Origin of the sequence: Streptococcus suis (assembly GCF_019794615.1) — a bacterium.
GTDB lineage: Bacteria > Bacillota > Bacilli > Lactobacillales > Streptococcaceae > Streptococcus > Streptococcus suis_AI.
The window spans coordinates 1-651 of sequence record NZ_JAIMDU010000078.1 but is presented as its reverse complement, the minus strand read 5'-3'; the positions used below and the strand labels follow the sequence as shown (position 1 = coordinate 651).

At 50.5% G+C, this 651-nt stretch carries 7 tRNA genes; all 7 read left to right on the top strand.

The window, feature by feature from the left end:
• Positions 1-15 precede the first annotated feature (15 nt).
• Positions 16-88, top strand: a tRNA-Lys gene (locus tag K6V43_RS11415).
• 3 nt (positions 89-91) lie between these two features.
• Positions 92-173 (top strand) — tRNA-Leu (locus tag K6V43_RS11410).
• A 15-nt stretch (positions 174-188) separates the two neighbouring features.
• Positions 189-261 (top strand) — tRNA-Thr (locus K6V43_RS11405).
• Between the two features lie 12 nt (positions 262-273).
• A tRNA-Gly gene (locus K6V43_RS11400) sits at positions 274-345 on the top strand.
• A gap of 6 nt (positions 346-351) precedes the next feature.
• A tRNA-Leu gene (locus tag K6V43_RS11395) sits at positions 352-435 on the top strand.
• Between the two features lie 19 nt (positions 436-454).
• A tRNA-Arg gene (locus K6V43_RS11390) sits at positions 455-528 on the top strand.
• A gap of 47 nt (positions 529-575) precedes the next feature.
• Positions 576-649: transfer RNA gene (locus K6V43_RS11385), tRNA-Pro, on the top strand.
• Positions 650-651: the final 2 nt, after the last annotated feature.

The window sequence follows — 651 nt, the reverse complement described above, 5'->3', positions numbered from 1 at the left end:
TTGCGTCATATTTAAGACTCGTTAGCTCAGTTGGTAGAGCAATTGACTTTTAATCAATGGGTCGCTGGTTCGAGCCCAGCACGAGTCATATGCGGGTTTGGCGGAATTGGCAGACGCACCAGATTTAGGATCTGGCGCTTTCGGGCGTGGGGGTTCAAGTCCCTTAACCCGCATAAGAATAGAAATAGGCCGGCTTAGCTCAGTTGGTAGAGCATCTGATTTGTAATCAGAGGGTCGCGTGTTCAAGTCATGTAGCCGGCATTTAGAAGAATTGCGAACGTAGTTCAGTGGTAGAACACCACCTTGCCAAGGTGGGGGTCGCGGGTTCGAATCCCGTCGTTCGCTTTAGGAGCCGGGGTGGCGGAACTGGCAGACGCACAGGACTTAAAATCCTGCGATGGCAACATCGTACCGGTTCGATTCCGGTCCTCGGCATGGACTACATATATAGTTAGCACCCTTAGCTCAACTGGATAGAGTACCTGACTACGAATCAGGCGGTTAGAGGTTCGACTCCTCTAGGGTGCATCACTCGCTTAATGGAGACGTTAGGGGAGCTTTATTTTTAATGATATCGGGAAGTAGCTCAGCTTGGTAGAGTACTTGGTTTGGGACCAAGGTGTCGCAGGTTCGAATCCTGTCTTCCCGATT